14 protein-coding genes and 1 tRNA gene are annotated in these 16708 nt (G+C 52.8%); 5 read left to right on the top strand and 10 right to left on the bottom strand.

Going from position 1 to position 16708, the window contains the following annotated elements:
* Positions 1-629: 629 nt before the first annotated feature.
* Both KOR42_RS23975 and KOR42_RS23970 read right to left on the bottom strand, forming a co-directional pair.
* Positions 630-1049: a PH domain-containing protein gene (locus tag KOR42_RS23975; RefSeq protein WP_197441528.1), complete on the bottom strand. Its 420-nt coding sequence runs from the start codon at positions 1047-1049 to the stop codon at positions 630-632.
* A 10-nt stretch (positions 1050-1059) separates the two neighbouring features.
* Positions 1060-1245, bottom strand: coding sequence for a hypothetical protein (locus KOR42_RS23970; RefSeq protein WP_146512367.1), 186 nt, complete (start codon positions 1243-1245; stop codon positions 1060-1062).
* 353 nt (positions 1246-1598) lie between these two features.
* Here KOR42_RS23970 and KOR42_RS23965 point away from each other — a divergent pair, with 353 nt between their 5' ends.
* Both KOR42_RS23965 and KOR42_RS23960 read left to right on the top strand, forming a co-directional pair.
* The gene (locus KOR42_RS23965) at positions 1599-1877 is read left to right on the top strand and encodes a hypothetical protein (protein ID WP_146512366.1); all 279 of its coding nucleotides are present in this window, start codon (positions 1599-1601) and stop codon (positions 1875-1877) included.
* A complete protein-coding gene (locus KOR42_RS23960; protein WP_146512365.1) occupies positions 1874-3025 on the top strand; it encodes a tyrosine-type recombinase/integrase in 1152 nt (383 codons plus the stop codon). Before KOR42_RS23965 ends, KOR42_RS23960 begins: the two co-directional genes overlap by 4 nt.
* 89 nt (positions 3026-3114) lie before the next feature.
* Here the strand turns inward: KOR42_RS23960 and KOR42_RS23955 are convergent.
* Positions 3115-3187, bottom strand: a tRNA-Thr gene (locus tag KOR42_RS23955).
* A 28-nt stretch (positions 3188-3215) separates the two neighbouring features.
* On the opposite strand from KOR42_RS23955, the gene KOR42_RS23950 reads away from it, so the two are divergent.
* A complete protein-coding gene (locus tag KOR42_RS23950) occupies positions 3216-3821 on the top strand; it encodes a thioesterase family protein (RefSeq protein WP_146512364.1) in 606 nt (201 codons plus the stop codon).
* On the opposite strand, the gene KOR42_RS23945 is transcribed toward KOR42_RS23950, so the two are convergent.
* Positions 3812-4561 (bottom strand): (5-formylfuran-3-yl)methyl phosphate synthase, encoded by a 750-nt coding sequence (locus KOR42_RS23945; RefSeq protein WP_197441527.1) that lies wholly within the window; start codon positions 4559-4561, stop codon positions 3812-3814. The genes KOR42_RS23950 and KOR42_RS23945 overlap by 10 nt on opposite strands.
* A gap of 240 nt (positions 4562-4801) precedes the next feature.
* On the opposite strand from KOR42_RS23945, the gene KOR42_RS23940 reads away from it, so the two are divergent.
* Positions 4802-6220, top strand: coding sequence for a sigma-54-dependent transcriptional regulator (locus tag KOR42_RS23940; protein ID WP_146512362.1), 1419 nt, complete (start codon positions 4802-4804; stop codon positions 6218-6220).
* A 152-nt stretch (positions 6221-6372) separates the two neighbouring features.
* Here KOR42_RS23940 and KOR42_RS23935 read toward each other — a convergent pair whose 3' ends face one another.
* The 5 genes from KOR42_RS23935 to KOR42_RS23915 form a co-directional block, all read right to left on the bottom strand.
* Positions 6373-7554, bottom strand: a complete 1182-nt coding sequence (locus KOR42_RS23935; protein ID WP_146512361.1) for a hypothetical protein — start codon at positions 7552-7554, stop codon at positions 6373-6375.
* A 56-nt stretch (positions 7555-7610) separates the two neighbouring features.
* On the bottom strand, positions 7611-8549 hold the full coding sequence (locus tag KOR42_RS23930; protein WP_146512360.1) for a hypothetical protein: 939 nt from the start codon (positions 8547-8549) through the stop codon (positions 7611-7613).
* Between the two features lie 390 nt (positions 8550-8939).
* Entirely contained in the window at positions 8940-9182 is a 243-nt protein-coding gene (locus KOR42_RS27045; protein ID WP_197441526.1) for a hypothetical protein, read from the bottom strand.
* A 451-nt stretch (positions 9183-9633) separates the two neighbouring features.
* A complete protein-coding gene (locus KOR42_RS23920; protein WP_146512359.1) occupies positions 9634-11595 on the bottom strand; it encodes an ATP-dependent DNA helicase in 1962 nt (653 codons plus the stop codon).
* On the bottom strand, positions 11595-13328 hold the full coding sequence (locus KOR42_RS23915; RefSeq protein WP_197441525.1) for a SpoIIE family protein phosphatase: 1734 nt from the start codon (positions 13326-13328) through the stop codon (positions 11595-11597). The genes KOR42_RS23920 and KOR42_RS23915 overlap by 1 nt, the downstream gene beginning before the upstream one ends.
* A 237-nt stretch (positions 13329-13565) precedes the next feature.
* On the opposite strand from KOR42_RS23915, the gene lysA reads away from it, so the two are divergent.
* Complete coding sequence (gene lysA, locus KOR42_RS23910; protein ID WP_146512357.1) at positions 13566-14834, top strand: diaminopimelate decarboxylase; 1269 nt, start codon at positions 13566-13568, stop codon at positions 14832-14834.
* 199 nt (positions 14835-15033) lie between these two features.
* Here the strand turns inward: lysA and KOR42_RS23905 are convergent, their stop codons facing one another.
* Positions 15034-16176, bottom strand: coding sequence for a Gfo/Idh/MocA family protein (locus KOR42_RS23905; RefSeq protein ID WP_146512356.1), 1143 nt, complete (start codon positions 16174-16176; stop codon positions 15034-15036).
* Between the last annotated feature and the right edge of the window lie 532 nt (positions 16177-16708).

Here is a 16708-nt window from a genome sequence, read left to right as displayed (position 1 = left end):
CAACTTGTTCAATCGTTGTGGTGATCTCAGCCGAACCGTCACCCACAGAATCACTGTTGACGAGTGGAGTCCCGTCGATATTGGGAGGCGCCAATGTGGTGACCTGTCCAGAATTAACGACAAACGTCGAACTCGCCCCCTGCTGAATCTCCGTGAAGTAATGTCCGCACGACCAACGGAACCCATCGACAGCAACACAGCGAACGCACAGAGTGAGCGAATCATCAGAAGACCCTTTTCCAACACAACATATTGAACCCTCCCGCAGCGGTGATTCGTATTACTACCACCTGGACCGACAAGGATCAAACGATTTTGCAGATTGTGGTGAAAAGGGAAGAAAGCGACTCGAAACCACAAGATCTAGAAACTTTCAGGATGCCCTTGCATGTGATTAAATGTTCAGTATGCTTTACTTGATCAGAAGAGACTGATTGTTTTCGCAACAGGGATGTTTTGTTGCACTGGAGAAATGGGCGATGATTGCTCACAAGAACGACAAGACGAAGCCGGGTCAATGCTTCGCTCTGGCCAACCAACGTGAACACCTCTCGATGTTCTACGCACTCCGCAGATCCCTGTCACATTTATAAGACGGGTTGATCGCGATCCTCTTCGAACTTCGGGCGTCAGCTGCGGTGATCATCAATGATGGCCTGAACTTTACCGGGACGAGAGATTCCCGAAATGTGAATCTCCACACCCGCGTGTCCCGAAGAGGCAATTGAGAGTGTTCCCACACCCAGGATTCGTTGAAAGAACGACTGGTGGAGCATCGTGTTTCGCACATCTTTGTGCCACACCTCAGATGTCGACATGGAAAGAATTCCAATCCGCTGAGTGCTCCGCTTGTTCGTCACGATGAGCGTGTTGGCTTTGCAGCGGATGAACCAGATGAGCAACCAAAGTGCGGAAATGACCGCATACACCCAGACGTCTTCAAAGAAGACCGTGAACAGCAGGCTCACAAGGATGACAAACAGGATCGGTCGACTGCGAAACATCGCCGGTGAAGACCGATACAACACGTTCTCTTTCTGTTCGCGCATCAACATCACCCTAAGACTTCGGTTTTTTCTTTTGCCCTGTGTCGAGTTGTGCTTCCGCAGCAAGATTCAATGTCTCGCGAATCCAATCCGACAACACCACCTTCCGAGAACCCGCTTCAGCCGCAGCTACTCGCGCAGCTTTCGCCCACAGTTTCTTCTCTTCGGAAAGGCAACGAAAGTTAAGTTGGTCATCCATTGTCATTCGCATAATGTGCCACGTTGTCTAGACGTTGACAAGATTCTAGGCATTGTCTATACAAACGGTTCAGAAAAGCATCAACTCGTACGGATGCTGACAACCCACAACTCCCCGGTAATTGCCGGTTCATGGCCCCGTCGATGTGTGCGAGCATCGACGTGGGCTTTTTTCATGGAGTGCTCACATGTAACTCACCGCGCATGAAAAAACCCTGAAGGCGGTAACCATCAGGGCGATTTCATCTCAGATTATGTTGATCGGAGAGCCCGGCAAGGCACTCCGATCGGTGTCAACGATTCATCCTCCAACCGTACAAGCGAGGGGGAAGTCACGTCAATGGAGTCAATCCTATGGCGAACGTCAAAGGTATGTCAACGGAAATCGACCAAGGGACGAAAATTGATCGTCAAATAGTTCCAGGTGAACGGTTTTTGCGGTTTCCCGGGGGTGTTGTTCGGGAACATGAAATCTATCGACGTGAGACCATCGAAGAGATCACAGGACTAAAATACAAAGCGATGTGCGACTTGGATGCTCCAAAAGGGACCCTGGGGAGAAAAGACTTCATGCATGGAGGTCAGTTTATTGAATTCATTCTCAATGTCTTCGGACTGGAAGCAAGCGAATGAGATCCAACGTTCCCGTATATGTCGTGCGTCGTTCCGGCCGTCGGTTTTGGCAATTGAAGTGGATTGATCCCGTTACAAAGAAAACGATTTTTCGCTCAACAGGAACCACTGTCAAACGGGAAGCGGATCGGGCGGCTGCGAAGATCGAACAGCAATTCTCCGACGGAACATTTGCCGATCCTCTTAACGTGACGTGGAAAGAATTCCGTGATCGGTACGAACTGGAGCACCTCGAGTCTTTGTCGGACGGAAACTTCCTCCGAGTGAATGCAGTGTTACGTTGGGTGGAACGCATCTTGAAGCCTCGTCTGTTGCGATCAATTGACGCTGGTAGCATCAGTCGTCTCGCAAAAGCCATGCGCAGTGAAGGTCTGGAAGAGGCGACAATAAAAGGCAACCTCGCAAAATTGAAGTCAGCGTTGAATTGGGCTAAGACGGTCGACCTGCTCGAAGAAGTTCCAGCGTTTCCAAAACATAAGCGAGCCAAAAGATCCACGAAGACTTCACCAATGAAGGGGCGCCCAATAACGTTTGAAGAATTCGAGAGAATGCTTCGGGCGATTCCTGCGGTGATCACATCTCAAGTTGATCACGCGAGGTGGGTCTTCTTTCTCAATGGCCTATGGTACTCAGGGTTGCGTCTGGGTGAAGCATTGAACCTCTGGTGGGAAGGTCACGAAGGATTGCTTGTCGATCTGTCGACATACCGGTACCCCATGTTTCGGATTCCTTCCGATGGCGAGAAGGGTGGCAAAGATCGAATCCATCCCATGACTCCAGACTTCGCGAAGTTCCTGAAGAAGGTGCCCTCCCGTCGACGCTTTGGACGAGTCTTCTCATTGCCATCGCGATCGGGTGAAGAATTGCAACTCGATGCTGTCTCCCGAAAGGTCTGTGCCCTCGGAGAGGTCGCAGGAGTCAAAGTCAGCAAAACAAAATTCGCTTCGGCTCACGATTTGAGACGATCGTTTGGTGACCGCTGGGCGGTGACGGTTCCCATGCACTACCTGCAGCAACTGATGCGCCACGAATCCCTCGACACAACGATGAGGTTTTACGTGGGGCAGAATTCCGAGCAAGTCAGCAGTTTTCTCTACGAGACGGACGAAAAACCGCCCCAGAAGAAACGTCGCAAAAAATCCCCATAGGCCACCAGGAAGTCAGCATTGGGTGACAATCCGGGTGACACTCCCAATTTCGCCTCTCGCTGAATTGCCGTAAGTCATTGTATGGCAAAAGCCACCGACTGGACTTGAACCAGCGACCTAGGCTTTACGAAAGCCTCGCTCTGCCAACTGAGCTACGGTGGCGAATGAGCGAATCTTAGCGAAGCAAACGATGCCCGCCAACAATGAACATCTGAAAATCAACGGGGCTCGCCCACACTCGGCTCTTCGATGGACAAATTTTCAGGAAGACCGGTTTTCTGTACTCGCTCGAAGTGGTTTCTGTTCAGGAATTTCGGGATTGATTCCGCAAGTCGCTGCGGACATGGGCTCAGGATGCTCTAAAGTTCGTTTTTCCGAATTCGTTCTCCTGCGTTTCTCACGACTGGTGAAATCAATGAAGTCGATTCCGAAAGTCAGTCAGTCACATCGATTTACGAAGACAATCGACGAGTCGCTGACGATTCAGTTTGATGGGTTGCCGCCGGTTCTTTCGACTCCTCATCTCATTTGGAATCTTGAAACGGCAGCGATGGAGTTGCTGGACGAATTCCTTTCGGATGGAGAAATCTCGCTGGGAGTGCATGTGGATGTGGAGCATCTCAGCGCAGCTTTGATCGGAGATTCCGTTCAATTTCGGGCGACTGTCGTGAATGCGTCGGAGAAAGAGGTTCTGTTCCGGGTCGACGCGACGCTCGCAGAAACGGTTGTTTCTCGCGGTTTGCATCGAAGACGAATTGTCTCGATTGCGTCGCTGCGAAAGCGGCTTCAACGGTAGTTGGAAACAGGATTGCCGAGTTCGGTGAGAAGTGTCCGGATTTGTTTTTCCGAGATGTGGCCGTTTCGATCCCCGTTTTCACAGGCCGCTGTGCGGACAGCGATGATATCGACGGGGAACACGGACAACGGGGCGATGTCTTTGGGCTGCAACTTTCCAGCGAGGGCACAGAAGAGGCCGTGGCTGTGAATCCGGTGGCAGTATCTTTCGATCACATCGTCAGCCACGATTTCTCGCAGTCGTCCGCTTTGCTTGGAGAAGGTGTCGATGAGAACGCCGGCACACCCGAAGTCAGCAGCTGCTGAGATAACGTCTTCGATTGGAGGAGACTGGGCGACGAGTTCGTCGGCATAAGCCACTGCGACCCATCTTGTTTCGTCAGCGGTTCCGATTTGTCCCTCGATTTCCGACCTTGTCTCGTTCCACTTGTTTGTCCAGTTGGGGGCGTTTCTGAGTCGAGACAATCCGAGTTTCAGAAAATTCACCCGCCGTCCGTCAAAATTCCAGTCCCGCCAGCGAGGGCTCTCGTCGCTGACTTCTCCACAAGCACAGCTGAAATGGACGGAGCTTTCGGGCTGCCGAGCGAATTTCGTCTTCAAAGAAAGGCAATCTTCGATCGTTTTTCCGGAAGCTGGCCCGAGCGAACCTCGCGACGGATCTTTGATATCGAGAATGTTCACACCGCTCGACAATGCAACGTCAGCTTCTTCCGAATTTCGTACACTGACGAGGAGTTGCACCAAGATTTTCCTATCGGGTTACTTCATTCCACAAGATGTTGGCAGTCGCAGGATTGGGCAGAACTTAGCATTTTTCAAGCCCCATGTGCAGTCTTTTCAATTGCGCCCACATTCAGGTCTTCGCCTCAAGAAATCGAATTGCCACGTTTTGGGGATTGTGTTATCACCCTGCCTCACTTGAAGGAACTCATTGGCCGGAGCTCATTTTTATGAGCAACGTGAGATAGACAGGAAGTCCATATGTCGTCACGGAACGACGACGCAAGTGCCAAAGGCGCTCAGCGTTTGAGATTGCTGTTCGTTGATGACGAAGCCCCGATCCGCATGGTGATGGGTGACGAACTCGAGCGAATCGGACACGATGTGACCGTCTGCGAAGGAGGTCAGGAAGCGATTGACGTCCTTTCGGACAACGCTTTCGATGTCGTCATCACTGACTTGAAAATGCCTCAAGTCGATGGATGGGCAGTCATTGACCACATCAACAAATCCGGTGTCGAAACCGATATCATCATCAGCACCGGACACGGTGATTTCGACGACGCGATTCGTGCGATCCGCGCAGGTGCTTATGATTTTCTGCGCAAGCCCTACAAGATCGTCGAGATCGCGAACGTTCTGAATCGAGTGGCTGCAAAGCGTTCTTTGGAGAACCGTGCGCAAGCTCTCGAGACCGAACTTCAAAACGTTCGAGGAAAAACAGAACTGATCGGGGAAACCGAGGGAATGCAGCGAGTCAAGAGGCTCGTCGAACGCATTGCCCCGACCGATTCGAGTGTCCTGATTCTCGGAGAAACCGGGACGGGAAAAGAAGTTGTGGCTCGCAGCATTCACGAGCACAGCTCCCGATCAAAAATGCCTTTCGTGGCTGTCAATTGCGGAGCACTTCCGGAAAATCTCGTTGAGAGTGAATTGTTCGGCCATAAGAAAGGTGCCTTTACCGGTGCCGACACTCCACGAAAAGGGTTGATCGAAGTTGCCAACGGAGGAACGCTGTTTCTCGACGAATTGGGCGAACTCGACAAGACAATGCAGGTCAAGCTTCTTCGATTCCTGGAGTCCGGAGAAGTCCGCCGAGTCGGAGAAAACGAACCGTTCACCGTTGATGTGCGGGTTGTCTGCGCGACAAACCGAAACCTTGAAGACATGGTCCATGACGGGACGTTCCGGGAAGATCTCTTCTTCCGCGTGAACACTTTCGAGATTCGACTTCCCGCTCTGCGTGAGCGAAAAGACGATATCCCGGAACTGGCTCGGTTCCTGATTTCTCGTTGTATGAAACGAGATTCCATTCCCGAAGATATTCTGGCTCCGAAAACGATCGAACTTCTTCGGGCTCATGACTGGTCCGGAAATGTCCGCGAACTTGCGAATGCCGTCGAGCATGCGGTGATCCTCTCAAACGGTCAAACGATCGAACCGGGGGATCTGCCGGGAAGCGTCAGTCGGAAATCGAGCAGTTCAAGTCGACCGTTCCATGTGACGAATTTTGTGCAACCGCTGACACTTCGAGAGATCGAAATGGAAGTGATTCTGCAGACTCTCGACAAATACAACGGCGACAAACCTCAGACTGCAGAAGAGCTTGGGATCGCACTGAAGACGCTGTACAACAAGCTGAATCAGTATCAGTCGAACGGACAGTCCGAAGCTGCGTAGAACGCTCTTCGAGCGTCGCTCATTTTGCTCGGACGCAAGAAGTTCGAGCACTTCCCGAATGCTGAAACCGAATGCTGAAATGGTTGGTGAATCGTTTCGCAATGCGAGGACGATTCACAGCCGGAACGCAACGTGATTGAACCGCGAGCGGGCTACAAGTGTTTCAATCGGTTTCGGTGATAGTCCAGCCGCTCTTCGCTGGTCATCTTTGAGAAGTCGATCGATGTCGGAACGTCAGACGGTTTGTTTGGCGTCGGTGACGTCGAGGAAGATGAAACAGCTTCTTCGTTGTAGCTTTGAGAACCGGTTGTGATTTGTTGATCCAGCTCAAGCGGTCGATGAGGGGCGGTTCCAAGTTTCTCAAGAACTGAGTGATACGCGACGACTGCTTCTTCCGGGCTGATCACTCCATCAACGATGTGGCGAAGAAACTCGATAAACGCCAATTGATTTTCTGAGTGGTTGATCTTCCGTCCGTAAAGAGCGACTCGTGCGCCATACTTTTGGGCATCGTGAATCATCTGAAATGCGTCCCGTGTCGTTCCCGATGATCCCCCCAGAATTCCGACGACGAGATGCGGATCGTAGTTGACCAGTTCTTCCAGTGCTTCGGGTCCGGGATAGGGAATTTTCAGGAAGATTGGACGCGCGACAGACGGGACACCCGCCAGCGTTCGGGCGATCACATCGTTGACGAAAAACGGAATTTCGGACGTCGGAATCGTTCCGGGAAAATTCGGATGAAAGACTTCCAGGAAGTGCCGGAACTTCTTTCGTTCTGCTTCAATCCGAAACTCACGATATGTGTTCAACGTATTGAGGTCCTCATCAATGAGGTTGTTGAACGTGACCGAATAGAGTCCGAGATCTGCGCCAAACTCTCGATTGTCGAGAGGGCAATCGACCTCGCCACACTGCGCGTGATCAAGCAAAGCTGTTCGAAATGGTTGTGCTGGCTCGTTCGGAATTGTACTTCCACGAAACACGAAGATGTCCGTGGCATCATTCGCTCGAATCGCGGGCGTTACGTGAGAGTTGTCGAACAGTCTTTCTTTCTGACACAAGATCTCCGATGTGCTCGCAGACATCAGCACGATATCGACCACTCCCTGGCGAATGACCTGTCGAATCTGTTCGCGATACTCTTCGAGAGATTTGAAAGGGAACTTGCCGCGATCTTTGTCGCCATCTCTGTTGTTGGAGCTGTGCCGTCTTCCCGGGGCTGCGATTCCGAACCCCATGTCAGCATCTTTTGCGTCAGCGATAATGAACTCGTTGCTGTTCGCTGGGTCCGAATGAATCGATTCCAGTTTCGCGTCCAGAGACTTCTGCATCGGTGAATCCTTTGTGGCCGTTTCTTCGAATGTCTTTGGTTCGTATTCTGAGGGAATCAATCATTGGACAGAGCTGGCGGAGGAGGCATTTTGGTTCTGCTGGAAATCCATTCCGGTTCGACGAATCGACGCAGATTCCAGTGTAGGGCGTGATTCATCAGCTGTTCGGTTTGTGTCCGTTCTTCATCACGATAGTCTTCTTTCCACTGAAACCCGATCGCTTCCAGTCTGCTGGCCCAATGTTCTTTTTCAGCTGTCCGGTTGATTTGCTCTTGTATTCGAATCGACCAAACGATGCCGAACAAGTCACGAAAATCGAACCACACCGTGTCGAATCCTGATTCGTCGAGAGTTGAGCGTTGAAGCTGACGGAATCCATGAAACATTCCGAACGAAATGCAACTCGCCGCGATCGAGCGAACGAGTTGTTCCGTTTCATGTGAACCGGAGAACATGTTTGATGTCGACCAAACGATCAACATCACACCGACTCCCAGAAATGTCACACTCAATCCACAGCGTGTCCCCGCATAGTTTCCCACTCCCATAACGAGGACGAGGACGAAACCAATCAGAGCGGGAGACTGAATGACAAGTGGTGGAAGATCAGGAAGTCGTGAAAGGTCAGCCAGAGCTGGCCAACCAAGGACAGCGACCAACGGGAGTAAGATGAATCCGTTCCAGACTCGGGACGTTGGTCGTTTGGCTCCCAGAACGGCAATCAATGGGCAACACATGAGAACCGCCGTCCAATACCAAAGCTGATCGTGGACGGCATTCGCGATCGTTCCGAGATCGAGGCTGAACGCGATGGAGCACAGCAACGCAATGTTGGCTCCAAAGAGCCAGCAGACACTTGCCTTCAACACAGACACTGTCATCCGGTGGTAGACGTGCCACAGGATGAAGAGATGCCTGATCGTCAATAAAAGGGAAGCAATGAGAAGAGTCGTCGTGAGCATGTGTTGCCGGAAGGCCAGGTCGGTTTCAGTCAATCGAAATCGTCCAGAATAACGAGTTGAAGATCGGATCTCACCGCCGGTGGACGTCACTGTCGGAATAATCAGAACGAGCGGACCGACACTGTTCGAACAGGGCTGTTTTTGATCACAGAAGCTCTACATCGTCGCCGGAGTTTCCCGAAAACATCTTCCGTGGACTCAAACATTCATGGTGAGTGGTGGACTTCTCCAGATGACTTCTCAGTCAAGCTGAAGTCCACAATCCTAAAACCCCGGGACGAAGTCGAGGAGATTTCAAGATGAAATGGACAACCATTACTGCTGCTTTGCTGATCGCAGCTAGCGTTAACATTGCTGACGCTGGCCTGTTCGGCCGTGGCCAGGGCTGTTGTGCCCCAGCCGCTACTTGTTGTGACGTTGCTGCTAGCTGTGCCGCTCCTTGCGACCCAGGCTGTGCTGCTCCTTGCGACAACGCTTGTGCACCAGGCTGTGCTGCTCCAGCTGCATGTGCTCCTGCTTGTGCCGCTCCAGCTGCTGCTTGTGCTCCAGCTTGTGCTGCTCCAGCCGCATGTGCTCCTGCTTGTGCCGCTCCAGCTGCATGTGCTCCTGCTTGCTGTGCTCCAGCTCCAGAAGCTTGCTGTGCACCAGTTCGATGCTGCAAGCCACATCGTAAGAACCGCGTTCTGGGCTGGTTCAAAGATCGTTGCCGAGGAATCGGCGACGGATGTTGCCGCCTCGGAAGCTGCTTCAGCCGTAAGCACGATTGCTGTGCTCCAGTGAGCACATCATGTGCCCCAGCTTGTGCTGCTCCTTGCGATCCAGGATGTGCCGCTCCTTGCGACAACGCCTGTGCTCCAAACTGTGCCGCTCCAGCTGCATGTGCTCCTGCTTGTGCCGCTCCTTACGGTGCTTGCAACTAAGTAAGTTGAATCAGGACAAATCGAATCGAATGGTTCCCCCCAAGAATCTGATGACTCGATGAAAACCTGCTGAACTTCGAAAGGCCGGAATCTTCGGATTCCGGCCTTTCTTCGTTTTTAGACTTCGTCGAACACGCTACGAATCGTTGTCACGACATAAACAGCTGTGTGTTCGTTTGTTCATGTCGTTTGTGTCGTCAATCGATGATCAACTCACACTCAGGCAGACTTTCCAGAAAGACTCGGCCGTAGGCTTTTGTTCGAACTCGCGGGTCGAGAAGAATGACTTCGCCGTGATCGGCGGCCGTTCGAATGAGTCGTCCAAAACCTTGACGAAGTTTGATGGCTGCTTCAGGAATCTGATAGTCGCGAAATGGATTCCCGCCTTGCTTGCGAACTTCTTCCAGTCGGGCTTCCAGAAGTGGATGATCTGGAACGCTGAAGGGGAGCTTCGTGATAATGACCTGTTGAAGTGCATCTCCCGGAACATCGACTCCCTGCCAGAAACTTTCGGTTCCAAACAGGATCGCTTGTCCGTCAGCACGGAAACGATCGAGCAGTGTCGATCGCTGAACTCCCTCTCCCTGGCAAAGGAGTTGTCGGTTTTGTTTGACGAACCAGCTTCGCAGCGCTTGCGCACAACGTCGAAGCATTTTGTAGCTGGTGAAGAGGACGAAGACTCCTCCAGCCTGACCTTCTGCGTGTCGGCGAATTCGATCGATGACAGCCATGTCGTATTGTTCCGGGCTCTCCCCCGGATCAGGCATGTCCTTCGGCAGAATGAGTTTGACTTGCTCTTGGTAGTTGAATGGAGAGCCAAGCTTTTTCTCTTCGGCCTTGAAGAGACCGATCCGCCTGCGAATGAAATCGAAGTCTCTCTTTCCGACCGAGAGCGTTGCGCTCGTCAGAATGACCGAGTTGATTTCGGAGAAGAGGTCGTCGTTCAATGCTTGAGCAATGTCGATCGGCGAAGACATCAGCTTGACTTGACGTTGTCGCCCTCCAGTCGTTTCGACCCAGTAGACGGAATCTTCTTCGCTTTGTTCCAACCAGGACTTCGTTGACAGGCTCAGAAAGTCCAAACGCTCCGAGGCGGAGATCAGGTCCATCTTTTGTTCTTCTGAATCCAAACCGGCAGCGTATTCTCGAATCAAAGTGGCTAGCTGACTGAGTTCCGGGCTGACACGATTCGTGATTTCAAGTCGCTGGTGGACGCGACCATTCCGCGATCCCGATTCGTTTCTCCAGATGTCGATCTGGTCAAACAGGTCGTCGGAAAGAAATCGCAGTCGTGCGACAAGCTGTTGTGCTTCGGTAAGGTTGTGTTGAAGCAGAAGTCCCTTTTGTGTCCGGTCCTGATAGAGCTTGTTGAACAGATAGTTGTACTGTCCGTGAGAGATCACCATCCCCAGGTGGGAAGCGGCGACATCTTCGAGCGTGTGTGCTTCGTCAAAAATTGCGACTTCGTAGTCGGGGAGGACACTGGCTCCATCCCGACGGAGTGCGAGATCAGAGAAGAAGAGGGCATGGTTCACGACGAGAATGTCTGCGTTCCAGACTCTTCGACGAGCTGCGTAATAGAAACAGTCCGCATGCGTGGGACACTTTCGGCCGAGGCAATTTCCGTGATCGCTTCGAACTTCATCCCAGACAGTTGAACCCGGAGAGAAGCCGAGGTCTGTGAGACTACCGTCACTGGTTTGATTGGCCCATTCGTGAATCTGCCGCAGCTGTTGCGACTCTGTAGTGTCGAACAGAGTTTGACTTTTGGTGAAAGCCTGTTTGAGTCGTCGTCGACTCAAATAATTCCCCCGACCTTTGACGAGAACCGCTGAGAACTCGACGGGCATGACAGCATTCAGGAACGGAAGATCTCGTTGGATGAGCTGTTCTTGCAAGCTGATCGTATGGGTGCTCACAACGACTCGGCAGCGGGAGTTTCCTTCCCTTCGCTGTGATGCAGCGAGAATCGCCGGGACGAGATAGGCAAAACTTTTCCCGACTCCGGTGCCTGCTTCGACTATGAGATGATGGCCGTCTTCGATTGCTCCATTGACAGCGTGAGCCATCTCCAACTGCTCGGATCGAGACTCGTAAGCTTTGAGTCGCCGCGCAATCAGACCGGATTCCGCCAGGACATCATCGACCGAAAGGGTCATTATTCAGTCCTGCAGACGCCAATGAGACAGGTGTCATCACGAGAGTTGACACCCTCGGAGAAGTCGACGGTACTTCTGACGATTCCGTCGATCACCTCATGGATTTCATCGGGGAGAGTTCCCAGAAGATCGACGAGTCGCTTTTGTCCGTAGATTTCCTTCTCTCCGTTCATCGCTTCGGTGACGCCATCAGTAAAGGCGACCATGGTATCGCCAACGGCCAATTGATGCCGCGACGATTGAAACTTCAAGTCCGGAACGATGCCCAGCGGAAGGTTTGATGACTCGGCACCAATCGCTTCCACTGTTCCGTCGACATGACGGAGGAGCGGCGAAAGATGGCCGGCGTTCACAAGCTCAACACTGTGATCTTCGGGGTTAATCACCATCAACAGGAAAGTGATAAATCGATGCCCGAGACCACTCGAAGAAATTTCCTGATTCAGCCCCGAGACAGCTTCCGCAATTGTTGGATTGGTCAGCAGTTGAAAACGCGTCGACGAATACAGCCGCGCCATCAACAAGGCTGCGGGCATGCCTTTGCCAGCCACGTCTCCAATGGCCATTGCGGTTCGACCGTCCGGAAAGACAATGTAGTCGAAGTAGTCTCCGCCGACGCTGAGGGCAGCTTCGTAGTAGTCCGAGAATTCGTACCCCGGCAGGCTCGGCCGCGATTTCGGAAGGAATCCCAACTGAACTTGCGTGGCGAACTCGAGATCGCGTTCGAGTTCACGACGGACAATGTCTTCTTCATGCAGTCGGGCGTTTTCGATGGCCATCGCTGCTTGCGTCGCGAGACTTGCAAGCAGATCGAGATCTTCTTCGGCGAACGCGTTTTGCTCGTCGCGAGTGACGATTTGAATCACGCCCACGCCTTCTCCGTCGGGGGTGACCATGGGGACACACATGACCGAAGAAATCCGCATTCGCGAAAGAGCGGTACTCTTTTTGAATCGTGAATCATCAGAGACGTTCTTGCTGAGAATCGCCTCGAGAGTTTGCATGGCGTGTCGCACCACAGTCATGCTGACCGCGACAACGTCGGCGGTTTCGGTCCCGCGTGCTCGGCTTGCTTTCACTTTCAGGCGATTGGATTCCGGTTCTTTCAGGAGCACAAAGCCCTGTTCCGCCTGAGGGAAAATGTTGAACAGCGTTGCCAGCATCTTGGGAAGAACTTTGTCGACTTTGAGTTCTCTTCCCAGTGATTGCGTGATCTCGAGGATGGCTTTGAGCTTCACACTCGGATCAATCAGTGAGTCACCGTCCCAGGTGGGCAGTTTTCGAATGGACGTCGAACCGTCGAAACTGTCTTCGAGATCGTTGGGGGGACGAGTGAAGAGTTGGCTCTCGTCAACGTTGCTGGAGATCGGGACGACGTCGGAATTCGTGACTTCAAGCGTTGCGCGAGCCTCTTCGCGATCTTTGGCGACGATGGCTGCGGAGGGTGTAAACAGGAACGAGAGCACAACATCGCAAAGGCGGATTTCGTCACCTTCGCTCAATTCCCGACGGCCATCAATCAGCTTTTCGTTGACGAACGTTCCGTTACGGCTCCGCAAATCTTCGACGTAATAGGTGCCATGGCTCTCGAGAATCTGCGCATGACGTCGACTCACGACACCGCTATCCAGCACGATGTCGCATGTCGGATGACGGCCAAGCACGTGCGTATCTCCATCGAGCTCGTACTGCTTGCCGACTTCTCCACCACGAATAAGCTGTAGGATCGCCAATCTGACACCCCAAACCGTACTCAGTCGTTCCGTTCCAAAAAGATGAGCACAATAAACCTGCGAACCGGAACCATTGCGCTTCAGTCTACCTGTCGCAGGCCTCAATGGTCAAACCCCGCATCTTCCGCCCGTCCGCAGCTGCGTTCGTGCTCGCGGCTTGATTGAGCCACAAATTCTGACTGCTATGATCCCGAATGAGACCACTTATCCCATCACTTCACATAAGTTGCAGCCGAAATGAACCCTTTTCAGTACAAGAACGGCGTTCTCCACTGTGAGGACGTTAATGTTCCCAGCCTCGCCGAAGAATTTGGGACCCCATTATGGGTCTATTCACGAGCGAAATTGATTCACGAATTTCGTGCGATTCAGGAAGCGTTCGCTCCCGTGAATCCCGTTGTTTGCTACTCGGTGAAAGCGAATTCGAACCTCAGCATCCTGAAAGTTCTCAATTCCGAAGGTTGCAGCTTCGACGTTGTCAGCGGGGGAGAGCTGTTCCGCGTCAAAGCAGCCGGTGCCGATACAACACGCGTCGCGTTTGCTGGAGTCGGAAAGACGGATGAGGAAATCCGCTTCGCTCTGGAAAACGACATTCTCATGTTTAACGTCGAGAGTGAACCGGAACTCGACGCGATCTCCCGCGTCGCAGCAGAGATGGGACGGGTCGCTCCGGTTGCGTTGCGGCTCAATCCGGACATCGATGGCAAGACACACGCCAAAACGACGACCGGGAGGAAGGGGAACAAATTTGGGATGGACATCGAGCGGCACGATCAGTTGGCTGATAAAGTCCTCGCAGATCCTCATCTGAACCTGCGCGGAATTCATCTGCACATTGGGTCGCCGATCAATACTGTTGAACCCTACGAGCAGGCTGCCCAAAAAGCGGTCGAGGTGGTCAGACAGTTGCGGGCGAAAGGGCACGAAACGAACTGGGTCAACCTCGGCGGAGGATTCGGCCTGAACTATCGCGCGAACGAAGCTTCGTCAGCTGCGGACTATGCCAAGGGCATCATGCCTTACATCCAGAAAGCAGAATGCCGCCTGGCGTTGGAGCCGGGGCGTTGCATCGCTGGCAATGCCGGAATTCTGTTGAGTCGTGTCATCTACGTGAAGCATGAAGGCGGCAAGAGATTCGTCATTCAAGACGCTGCGATGAACGACCTTGTTCGTCCCGCGATGTACGATTCCTTTCACAAGATCTGGCCGGTCGAGCCATCGGTCGGTTTCCCGGAGTCTTTTGAATCGGAGATCGAAGGATGCTCCCCCGCAGATATCGTCGGCCCGGTTTGCGAGTCCGGTGACTACCTCGCGAAAGCACGTCCGTTTCCCGAAGTGGTCAAAGGTGATCTTCTTGCCACTTTCAGTGCCGGTGCTTATGGGACTGTGATGAGCAGCAACTACAACTCTCGCTGTCGCGGGGCAGAGATTCTTGTGGATGGCGATTCGTATTCCCTGATCCGCCGCCGCGAAACTTACGAAGATCTCGTCGCTGCCGAGCGATAACATTCGCGAAACGTTCGCTCGTCCACGCAGCGGACTTCGACTGAGATACAGTGAAAAACAGAAAAGCTGCCGGAAGATCTGAGTGATCTCCCGGCAGCCTTTTTTCTTCATGAACGGCTCGACCGCATTCACCAGTCAGCAACAAACCCGCAACATGCAGTCAGTTGAGTCGCTGTGAATCGGTCTCGTTCGATAGAAATCAAACCTTGTGCCAGGTGTGATCTTTGGCACTGGCGAGCACTGCGTCACAGACTTTCTGTGTCTCAAGTGCATCCCGGAAGGTTGGAGCGCAAGGAGTTTTTTCGTCCAGGCTCTTCATGAAGTCTGCCACATGGTGAACGAAGGAATGTTCGTAGCCAACTTGAAGTCCTGGAACCCACCACTTGTCCATATACGGATGGACTCCGCTATGATCGGTGACGTGCACGCTCTTCCATCCTCGCAATGCCCCTTCGTCTTTGTGATCAAAGACTTCGAGGCGATGGAGATCGTGCAGATCCCAGCGAAGTGACATCTCTGAGCCGTTGATTTCGAATGTGTAAAGCGCCTTGTGTCCTCGGGCATAGCGAGTCGACTCGAAGAGGCCGAGCGAACCGTTTGAGAAGTGACACAGGAACGAACAGGCATCGTCGATGGTGACTTTCGTCTTCTCTCCAGTTGCCTGATGGACGCGTTCTTTGATGAAGGTTTCAGTCATCGCGGTGACGTCGGCGACTGTTCCGTTCAGCCAGATCGCTGTATCGATACAGTGAGCCAGAAGGTCCCCGGTCACGCCCGATCCGGCCGCGTCTGCGTCCAGTCGCCACAGTGCTTCTCCACCCTGAGGAAGTTCCTCGGAGATGGTCCAGTCCTGCAGGAAGTTGGCGCGGTAGTGGAAGATTCGCCCGAGGGCTCCGCTCTCGATGATCTCCTTGGCGAGCGTCACCGCGGGGACTCTTCGGTAGTTGTACCAGACGGTGTTTTGCACACCGGTCTTTTCGATGACCTGGCACATCTCTTCGCCGTCTTCGGCGGACATCGCGAGCGGCTTTTCGCAGAGAATCATTTTCCCTGCTTCCGCAGCTGCAATGGCGATTTCCTTGTGCAGATTGTTCGGCACGCAGATGTCCACAGCATCGATATCATCGCGAGCAATCAAGTTCCGCCAGTCGGTTTCGATTGACTCGTATCCCCACTGGTCGGCGAACGCCTGGATCTTGTCTTTGCTCCGGGCACAGGCTGCCTTCAGGACTGGTTGATGTTCCAGTTCTGGAAAGAAGTCAGGACATCGTTTGTAGCCGTTCGTGTGGGCTCGTCCCATGAACCCGTAGCCAATCATTCCAATCCGCACCGGAGTTGTCATCACGCCTTCCTTTCCGGGGAGTGTTCCCCAATGAAACTACACAAATCAAATTGCGACACTGTCAGAATTGGTGCACTCATGAAATCAATTTCGCCAATTGGAACGTGCTCGCACTGTGAATTGGCGAGCCAGTCGGTCTGAGGAATTGGCCAAAATCCAGGAGGTGCTTCTGGATGTCGAGGTGAATGTATGTGGAGTGGTATCCACCACTGCTTATTCAATCCCGGAACTCTAGCAAACTCCGCGACGAATCCCAACGAAGCCGCTGTTTCACGTGAAACACTCACCCGTCTGATTTCGAGATCGCAGAGGCGGATTCCCGGCAGTTGCCGTTATCGATTGGCGGGTCCGACAGGTGAGACCGGCAGAGAGCAGGGGCGAAGAGAGAGCCGAAACTCGATCTAACAGCCCGTTGAAAAACTCGCATTGATGGGGGAGATGAATTATCTTTCAGCAGTTGGAGTTGATCAAGGAGGAAACGATGGCGTTGGGGCGACGGAAATCGGAAGTTCAGGGTGAGTTGTGGGTGGCA

The sequence above is a fragment of the Thalassoglobus neptunius genome, assembly GCF_007859735.1.
In the GTDB taxonomy this organism is placed as follows: domain Bacteria; phylum Planctomycetota; class Planctomycetia; order Planctomycetales; family Planctomycetaceae; genus Thalassoglobus; species Thalassoglobus neptunius.
The sequence above is the reverse complement of the archived record's forward strand: the minus strand, read 5'-3'. Positions and strand labels throughout refer to the sequence as shown.

Excerpts from the sequence above, each read along its gene's own strand:
- KOR42_RS23935 (WP_146512361.1), bottom strand. The coding sequence starts at position 7,554 with ATGCAGAAGTCTCTGGACGCGAAACTGGAATCGATTCATTCGGACCCA.
- lysA (WP_146512357.1), top strand. The coding sequence starts at position 13,566 with ATGAACCCTTTTCAGTACAAGAACGGCGTTCTCCACTGTGAGGACGTT.
- KOR42_RS23975 (WP_197441528.1), bottom strand. The coding sequence starts at position 1,049 with ATGCGCGAACAGAAAGAGAACGTGTTGTATCGGTCTTCACCGGCGATG.
- KOR42_RS23940 (WP_146512362.1), top strand. The coding sequence starts at position 4,802 with ATGTCGTCACGGAACGACGACGCAAGTGCCAAAGGCGCTCAGCGTTTG.
- KOR42_RS23970 (WP_146512367.1), bottom strand. The coding sequence starts at position 1,245 with ATGGATGACCAACTTAACTTTCGTTGCCTTTCCGAAGAGAAGAAACTG.
- KOR42_RS23920 (WP_146512359.1), bottom strand. The coding sequence starts at position 11,595 with ATGACCCTTTCGGTCGATGATGTCCTGGCGGAATCCGGTCTGATTGCG.
- KOR42_RS23960 (WP_146512365.1), top strand. The coding sequence starts at position 1,874 with ATGAGATCCAACGTTCCCGTATATGTCGTGCGTCGTTCCGGCCGTCGG.
- KOR42_RS23905 (WP_146512356.1), bottom strand. The coding sequence starts at position 16,176 with ATGACAACTCCGGTGCGGATTGGAATGATTGGCTACGGGTTCATGGGA.
- KOR42_RS23950 (WP_146512364.1), top strand. The coding sequence starts at position 3,216 with ATGCCCGCCAACAATGAACATCTGAAAATCAACGGGGCTCGCCCACAC.
- KOR42_RS23965 (WP_146512366.1), top strand. The coding sequence starts at position 1,599 with ATGGCGAACGTCAAAGGTATGTCAACGGAAATCGACCAAGGGACGAAA.